General features: G+C 62.5%; 9 protein-coding genes and 1 riboswitch. Of the genes, 5 read left to right on the top strand and 4 right to left on the bottom strand.

The genetic code is table 11. The features are described from left to right. Positions 1-13: 13 nt before the first annotated feature. Complete coding sequence (locus ACXJ7R_RS18955) at positions 14-1012, top strand: DUF2125 domain-containing protein (RefSeq protein ID WP_457153183.1); 999 nt, start codon at positions 14-16, stop codon at positions 1010-1012. Between the two features lie 7 nt (positions 1013-1019). Further along, positions 1020-1946 (top strand): sugar kinase, encoded by a 927-nt coding sequence (locus ACXJ7R_RS18950; RefSeq protein WP_457153182.1) that lies wholly within the window; start codon positions 1020-1022, stop codon positions 1944-1946. Positions 1947-1955: 9 nt separating this feature from the next. Here the strand turns inward: ACXJ7R_RS18950 and ACXJ7R_RS18945 are convergent, their stop codons facing one another. Further along, entirely contained in the window at positions 1956-2891 is a 936-nt protein-coding gene (locus ACXJ7R_RS18945) for a prephenate/arogenate dehydrogenase family protein (protein ID WP_457153181.1), read from the bottom strand. A gap of 6 nt (positions 2892-2897) precedes the next feature. Then, positions 2898-4007, bottom strand: a complete 1110-nt coding sequence (gene hisC / locus ACXJ7R_RS18940) for a histidinol-phosphate transaminase (RefSeq protein ID WP_457153180.1) — start codon at positions 4005-4007, stop codon at positions 2898-2900. A 137-nt stretch (positions 4008-4144) separates the two neighbouring features. Beyond that, positions 4145-4222: riboswitch (SAM riboswitch) on the top strand. Positions 4223-4332: 110 nt separating this feature from the next. Here hisC and metX point away from each other — a divergent pair. Continuing rightward, entirely contained in the window at positions 4333-5502 is a 1170-nt protein-coding gene (metX, locus tag ACXJ7R_RS18935; protein ID WP_457153179.1) for a homoserine O-acetyltransferase MetX, read from the top strand. Then, positions 5499-6113, top strand: a complete 615-nt coding sequence (gene metW / locus ACXJ7R_RS18930; protein WP_095084894.1) for a methionine biosynthesis protein MetW — start codon at positions 5499-5501, stop codon at positions 6111-6113. The genes metX and metW overlap by 4 nt, the downstream gene beginning before the upstream one ends. A 22-nt stretch (positions 6114-6135) precedes the next feature. Here metW and ACXJ7R_RS18925 read toward each other — a convergent pair whose 3' ends face one another. Further along, a complete protein-coding gene (locus ACXJ7R_RS18925) occupies positions 6136-6462 on the bottom strand; it encodes a DUF1330 domain-containing protein (RefSeq protein ID WP_457153178.1) in 327 nt (108 codons plus the stop codon). Between the two features lie 365 nt (positions 6463-6827). Between ACXJ7R_RS18925 and ACXJ7R_RS18920 the strand changes: the two genes are divergently transcribed. Continuing rightward, the gene (locus tag ACXJ7R_RS18920; protein WP_457153177.1) at positions 6828-7763 is read left to right on the top strand and encodes a glycosyltransferase family 2 protein; all 936 of its coding nucleotides are present in this window, start codon (positions 6828-6830) and stop codon (positions 7761-7763) included. A 20-nt stretch (positions 7764-7783) separates the two neighbouring features. Here ACXJ7R_RS18920 and ACXJ7R_RS18915 read toward each other — a convergent pair. Next, positions 7784-8127 (bottom strand): DUF1194 domain-containing protein (locus ACXJ7R_RS18915; protein ID WP_457153176.1); only part of this gene is annotated, 344 nt, incomplete at its 5' end.

Below are 8127 nucleotides of genomic sequence, written 5' to 3'. Positions count from 1 at the left end.
CGAGAGCCAAAGCATGACGTCAAGTGACGAACGCCAACCGAAGCGCCGACGCCTCCTGTTCTGGCTTGCCGCGTTCATTGTCGTGCTGTTCGCCATTTACAGCGCTGGCTGGTTCTACCTGGCTGACCGGGTCCGAAGTGAAGCCGACAAGGCGGTTGCCTCGCTCAACAAGAGTGGCGTCGAGGCCGGCTGTGCCAATCTCCAGGTCAGCGGCTATCCGCTGAGCTTTGCCGTCTCCTGCGACAATCTCGCTTATGAGGACGATGCCAGGAACATCGCCGCCTCGGCCGGCAGCTTCAATGCCGTCGCCCAGATCATCCAGCCGCTGTCGCCGGTGGCCGATCTGCGCGGTCCGCTCAGGACCTCCGTTCCAGGCATGATGCCGCTGTGGATCGACTGGGACAATTTGCAAGCCAACGTCAAACTGTCATGGCCGCTGCCACGGCGGATTTCGCTGCAGGCCGAGGGCCTGTCCGGCCAGACCGATCCCGCTGATGACACCGATCCGGTCGAACTGTTCAGTGCCGGCAAGGCGGACAGCCAATTGCAGCCGAAAGGTGGGGATATCAACTATCTCGGTAATTTCAGCGATCTCGAGATCGATGCCGAGGCGATCGGCGGACGGGTGCTGCCGGCGCTCGATGCCAGCGGCGACGTGACGCTGAAGAATGGCGTCGCGCTGATCGGCAGGCAAGTGAAGAGCCTGCGCGGCCAGGCGATCGAGATCCACAACCTCGACCTGTCGTCAGGCACGGCGCGCGTCACCGTTTCCGGACCGCTGTCGGTCGATGCCGATGGTCTCATCGACGCCGACCTGACGATCACGCTGAAGGATCCGAAGGCCGTGGCGGCGATCCTCGGCGGTGCCATCCCCGAGCAAAAAACGCAGATCGAGCAGGGCTTTGCTGGCCTGGCGCTGCTCGGCAACCAGCCGTCGATGCCGCTCAAGGTGGTCAAGGGCAAGGCCTCGCTCGGCTTCATTCCGCTGGGCAAGATCAAGCCGGTGGAATAGCGCATCGATGGCAAAACCCGTGAGACTGCTGAGTGTCGGCGCGCTGACGCTGGATACGATCTTGCGTGTCGAGACGCTGCCCGGCCACCAAGGCAAGTTCATCGCCTCCGACGGCGTCCAGATCGCTTCGGGCATGGCGACGAGCGCGGCCTGCGCTGCACATCGCCTGGGCGCCGATGTTTCGTTGTGGGCGAGCACGGGCGACGATTCAGTCGGCGATCAGCTGATCGCCGGGATCCAAGCAGAAGGCGTCGATTGCAGCTTCGTGCGCCGCGTCAGTGGCGCCCGCTCGGCGCTGGCCTCGATCCTGGTCGACGCGCATGGCGAGCGCATCATCGTGCCGTTCTACGACAGCCAGGCCCAGGCCGATCCCGAGGCTCTGCCGCTCGCAGACCTCTCGGCATTCGATGCCGTGCTGGCCGATGTCCGCTGGCCCGGTGCCGCAGCGCTTGCCCTGGAGGCGGCGCACGCCATCGGCCGGCCGGCGATCCTTGATGCCGATACCGCGTCGAGGGACGTGCTGGAACTGCTGCTGCCCCTGGCATCCCATATCGTGGCTTCCGAGCCGGCGGCGCGCGTACTGTGCGGCGCGGAACTGGATTCGCGCCAGGCCTGTGAGGCACTCGCCCGGCGCGGCGATGCGTTTGTCGCGGTTACCGGCGGCGCGGCTGGCACCTGGTGGTTCGATCGCGCGACGGGATCATCGCGACATGTCGCGGCGCCGAAAATCAATGCGGTCGACACGCTGGCCGCCGGCGATGTCTTTCACGGCGCCTTCGCCGTCGGACTGGCGGAAGCCATGCCGGTCGAGCAGGCCTTACGCTTTGCCAGTGCGGCCGCCGCGCTCAAATGCCTGCGCTTCGGCGGCCGGCTAGGCGCGCCGGACCGGGCCGAGACGCTGGCGATGATGAAAAGCCACTGGCCAGCAGGCTGAAGAAGCGACCTACGCCTTCGCCGGGTGCTCGACCGCCTGACGGCCGAAATCGGGGACGTCGATGTCCTGGCCGGCCTCGATGATCGAGCGGCGCACCGCACGGGTGCGGGTGAACAGATCGAACAGCTTTTCGCCGTCGCCCCAGCGGATCGCCCGCTGCAGCGACGCCAGATCTTCCGAGAACCGTGCCAGCATTTCGAGGATGGCGTCCTTGTTGTGCAGGCAGACGTCGCGCCACATGGTCGGATCCGAGGCGGCGAGACGGGTGAAATCGCGAAAACCTGAAGCCGAATATTTGATCACTTCGGATTTGGTCACCGACTGCAGATCGTCGGCGGTGCCGACGATGTTGTAGGCGATGATATGCGGCAGGTGCGAGACGATGGCCAGCGTCATGTCGTGATGCTGCGGGTCCATCGTGTCGATGTTGGCGCCGCAACGGCGCCAGAATTCCGACAGCCTCTCCAGTGCATCCGGGTCGGTGTCGGGCAGCGGGGTGAAGATGCACCAGCGATTGTCGAACAGGTCGGCGAAACCGGCATCTGGGCCGGATTTTTCCGTGCCCGCCAGTGGGTGGCCGGGAATGAAATGCACGCCATCGGGCACATAGGGCTGCATCTGCGCAATCACCGATGCCTTGGTCGAGCCGACATCGGTGAGGATCGCACCCTGCTTCAGCGCCGGCGCGATTTCCTCGGCCACAGCGCCGGACGAGCCGACCGGCACCGAGACGATGACCAGATCAGCATCGCGGACCGCTTCCTTCGCATCGCTGGAGTAGGAGGAGCCGAGCCCAAGCTCTTGCGCCCGCGCCAATGTCGCGGCACTGCGGGTCGAGATGGCGACGTGACGGGCGAGGCCCTCGCGACGGATGACGCGGGCCAGTGACGAGCCGATCAGGCCGATGCCGACCAGCGCGATCTTTTCAAACATCGGTGATGTCATGGTGTTCTAGCTTTTCAGGAATGTCGTGAGAGCGGCGACCACGCCGCGATTGGCCTCTTCGGTGCCGACGGTCATGCGCAGCGCGTTGGGAAAGCCGTAGCCGGAAACGCGCCGCAGAATATAGCCGCGCGCCGTCAGATAATCGTCCGCCGCGGCGGCCGAATGGTTCTGGTCGTCGGGAAAATGGATCAGGATGAAATTGCCGACGCTTGGCGTCACCCGCAGCCCAAGCTTGCCGAACTCCTCGCTCAACCATGTAAGCCACGTTTCGTTGTGCATCACGCTGCGTTGGACGTGGTCGCGGTCACGGATCGCGGCGATGCCGGCCTCGATCGCCGTCGCATTGACGTTGAAGGGGCCACGCACACGGTTGATGGCATCGACGATGTGCATCGGTGCGTACATCCAGCCGATCCGAGCCCCGCCGAGGCCGATCTTGGAGAAGGTGCGGGTCATCACCACGTTCTCGGCCCCGCCGACCAGTTCGATGCCGGCTTCATAGTCGTTGCGGCGAACATATTCGGCGTAAGCCGCGTCGAGCACCAGAAGCACATTTCCGGGCAAGCCGGCATGCAGGCGGCGCACTTCCTGGAACGGCACATAGGTGCCGGTCGGGTTGTTGGGATTGGCAAGGAATACGATTTTCGTGCGCGGCGTGACGGCGGCCAGCATCGCATCGATGTCGGCACGCTCATCGGTCTCCTTGACCGCGACCGGAGTTGCGCCGGCCGACTGGATGTAGATTTTGTAGACCATGAAGGCGTGTTCGGTGAAAATCGCCTCGTCGCCGGGAGCGAGATAGGTTTGCGCCAGAAGGCCGAGAATTTCGTCGGAGCCGTTGGAACAGATGATGTTCTGCGCGTTGAGACCATGCACCTCGGCGATCGCCTCACGCAGCCGCCTGGCGGTGCCATCGGGATAGACGTCGAGCTTCGCAGCAATCTCCCGCGCGGCCTCGATCGCCTTCGGCGACGGACCCAGCGGATTCTCGTTCGACGACAGCTTGTAGACCTTGGCGACGCCGGCGGGCGCGGTGCTCTTGCCCGGCACATAGGCGTCGATGTCCATGATGCCCGCGCGCGGGGTTGGACGTGCCTTGTCCGGTGTCTGGCTCATGTCGCAAAATCCGTCGAGAACGCTTCCGTCTGGAAGCCGCAGCGGAAATACAAGCCACGGCCCGCAATGTCGAGAGGTGGCAACCTCCGGACCGCGGCTGGCCGTTGACGCGGGCGCGCCACAGTCCTAGAAGAGGTACGAAATTCCGTGGTGATTTGGCCGGTCGGCTTGCAGCCACGTTAAACAACTTGCTAAAGGGCCGTTTGCATCCTGTAACCGGCTTTGCGACTGCAATGCCGGTTTTTTGTTGTCCGCGCCGGCCGGACACCGCATCGGCCTCGAATTTCGAAAGCACCGTGCGGATTCAAAGTGTGAGATGGATGCAATGGCCGCTCTGCGCGCTGGAAAAACCAACAACGAGGCTGACCAGCCGTCGAGCCCGGTGCTGCGCTTTGGGCCCGACAAGCCGCTAAAGCTCGATGCCGGCACCCTGCTGTCGCCGTTCCAGATCGCCTACCAGACCTACGGCACGCTGAACGACGCCCGTTCCAACGCCATCCTCGTCTGCCATGCGCTGACGGGCGACCAGCATGTCGGCAGCACMAATCCGGTGACCGGCAAGCCGGGCTGGTGGGAAGTGCTGATCGGCCCCGGCAAGATCATCGATACCAACCGTTTCTTCGTCATCTGCTCCAACGTCATCGGCGGTTGTCTGGGCTCCACCGGCCCGGCCTCGACCAATCCCGCCACCGGCAAGCCCTATGGGCTCGACCTGCCGATCATCACCATTCGAGACATGGTGCGCGCCCAGCAGATGCTGATCGACCATTTCGGCATCGAAAAACTGTTTTGCGTCCTCGGTGGCTCGATGGGCGGCATGCAGGTACTGGAATGGGCGTCGAGCTATCCGGAGCGCGTCTTCTCGGCGCTGCCGATCGCCACCGGCGCGCGCCATTCCTCGCAGAACATCGCCTTCCATGAGGTCGGCCGGCAGGCCGTGATGGCGGATCCGGACTGGCATGGCGGCAAATATTTCGAGCACGGCAAGCGCCCGGAAAAGGGCTTGGCGGTGGCGCGCATGGCCGCCCATATCACCTATCTGTCGGAAGCTGCCCTGCATCGGAAGTTCGGCCGCAATCTGCAGGATCGCGAGGCGCTCACCTTCGGCTTCGACGCCGACTTCCAGATCGAGAGCTATCTGCGCCACCAGGGCATGACCTTCGTCGATCGCTTCGATGCCAATTCCTATCTCTACATGACGCGGTCGATGGATTATTTCGACCTCGCCGCCGACCATGGCGGCCGGCTGGCGGATGCGTTCGCCGGCACGAAAACCCGCTTCTGCCTGGTGTCCTTCACCTCGGATTGGCTGTTCCCGACCGAAGAGAGCCGCTCGATCGTTCATGCGCTCAACGCCGCCGGCGCGTCGGTATCCTTTGTCGAGATCGAGACCGATCGCGGCCACGACGCCTTCCTGCTCGACGAGCCGGAACTGTTTGCCGCCATCAATGGCTTCATCGGCTCCGCGGCACGGGCGCGAGGACTCGCATCATGAACGTCACCCGCAACCAGCGCGTCGACCTCGAAGTCGTCGCTAACCTCATTCCGCCACAGTCGCGCGTGCTCGACGTCGGTTCAGGCGATGGCTCGCTGCTCGAATTGCTGCAGGACACCAAGCAGGTCGACGGCCGCGGCCTTGAACTCTCGCAGCGTGGCGTCAACGAATGCGTGGCGCGCGGCTTGAGCGTCATCCAGGGCGATGCCGACAAGGATCTCGAGTTCTATCCCGACAAGGGCTTTGACTTCGTCGTCCTGTCGCAGACCCTGCAGGCCACCCGCAACCCGAAGCTGGTTCTCAAGGAACTGCTCAGGATCGGCAATCGCGCCATCGTGTCCTTCCCCAATTTCGGCCATTGGCGGGTCCGCATGTCGCTGTTCCTCAATGGCCGCATGCCGGTGACCACGGACCTGCCCTATTCCTGGTACGACACGCCCAACATCCATTTCTGCACCATCCGCGACTTCGTCAATCTGTGCGACGAGCTTGGCGCTACCGTGGAAAAAGCAACCGCGCTCGACGCCAATGGCCAGAAGATCGGCCTGTCGATGCCATGGTGGTTCTGGAACTTCTTCGGCCAGCAGGCGGTGTTCTTGCTGAAACGGTAATCCCGCCGCACCATTGTCGACTTCACGCCTGGTCAAGGACATCCGTGGCCTTATGCGGATGCTCAACGCCATCAACGAAGATCACGTCGGCTTCCGAGTTGTCGGTCCGCAACGTCAGTATCGCCTGATAGGCGGCCGAGTTGTACCATCCGCGCACGTGTTGCCTGTCGGGAAATTCGATGATGATCAGGTGGCCCTGCCAATCGTTTTCGATGACCTCGACCTCGCCGCCATGGACCAGAAAACGACCGCCGAAAGGGGCCAGCGTGGCATCGATCTTCTGCAGATATTCGACGATCTGCGGACCCATCCGGGCTTGGCGCATATGGGCAACGGCGTAAGCAGTCATGACAGTACTCCCTCTGGAACCGAAGCCGAGCAGCCGGCCTCGCGACGGCAATCTGCCCAAACACCTGCCGCGATGCGATTACGTCTGACGTAGTGGAATGCATCCAGATTATAGACGCGTCATTCATCGCAAGGGCGATTCGCAAGCATAGGGCGCGGCAATGGTGTTGCAGTTGAAGCGCTAGATAGTGGAATTCGTCGTTTCACGCGCATTGAGCAGCATCCCGGTGGGGTGACAGGTACGTCTGTTTTTTGTAGCGTCGTGGCCAATACGGGGGATATGGAAGGCCGATCCATTTGACCGTCCTGAAGATCGAAAGACCTGGCAGGAAGCGTATTTTTTACGCTGGAAATGGCTGACGCAGTATGACCCGGAAGACAGAGCACGCTCCTCTCATCACGGTCATCACGCCGACTCACAACAGGCGCGAGGCGGTATTGCGCGCCGTGGAAAGTGTAATYTCCCAGAGCATGCCGAGGTTCGAGCATATTGTCGTCGACGATGGCTCGACGGACGGAACCGCGGCGGCACTGGCCAGCATTCGTGATCCGCGACTGATCTATGTCGGCGCGAAATGGCGAGGCGCCAATGCCGCCCGCAATGCAGGCATCGAGCGCGCGCAGGCACCCGTCGTGACGTTCCTCGATTCCGACGACGTCTATCTGCCGCACAGGCTCGAACGGACCCTGACCTGGTTCGATGCCAATCCGGCGCTCGAAGTGCTGATCAGCTCTTATGTCTCCCTGAAGGGCGGACGCGCCACCGATTGCATCAATCGCGATGCATTCCTAAACTCTGCCACGCTGGAACGAACGCTGGTCGCGGAGACAATCTTGATCGCGGGATCGGCGATAACAGCCCGCCGCGAGGCGTTGCTGGCCATCGGCGGCTATGACAGCGACATCGCCAGGATGCAGGATCGGGAATTGCTGCTGCGGCTTGCCCGGCGCTTTGGCGCGCAATTGTCTCAGGACATCGACTGGACGAAGCACAATTCGGAGAATTCGATTTCGCGACGTCGCGACGGCTATGTCGAAGCCTATGCGAATCTGATGCGCAAACACCCGAATATTGCCCGCTCCTACCCGCATATCCCGCCCTACATGATCACGCGGCAGATCATTTCCGATATTCTGAAGTGCCGGATTCCGGAAGCCTTCTCGGGCTACATGGCCAACCGCTCGTCGAAAGATCTCGGCTACTCGCTGCCCGAACTGATCAATGGCTATGTCTATGGCCGGCGCTGGCGTCGCGACCTTCACCACGAGTTTCGGCAGAAGTTCGACGCCCGTCCGGCCTGACTGCTGTCACTACGACGAAGCTATCGGTCGAGCTCCGGAAAATACGGGTCCGAATAAAACCGTCTGTCCCGCTCGCCTTTCAAGCAGTCGACAGGCGCAGCAGTGTCGACGGGGATGTCCCTCGTCCCATCTTGAATGCCGCTCACTTCGAGGACCAGCTTGCGCCGGATGGCCGTAGAAAATTCGGCGGCAGCGTAAATCGGCAGCACAAAGGAACCAGGCCCTCCGGTCACGCACTGCGCATAGTACTGGTCGAGATGGCTGAAGGTTGGTGACGGATTGATCAGAATCGGCAGGCCGTTGATGACGATGCCTTTGGCAGTTGCCGCATCGCGCGTCGCGGTGACCGGCGGCCCGATATTGT

It is taken from the genome of Mesorhizobium sp. P5_C1, assembly GCF_054049815.1.
The sequence above is the reverse complement of the archived record's forward strand: the minus strand, read 5'-3'. Positions and strand labels throughout refer to the sequence as shown.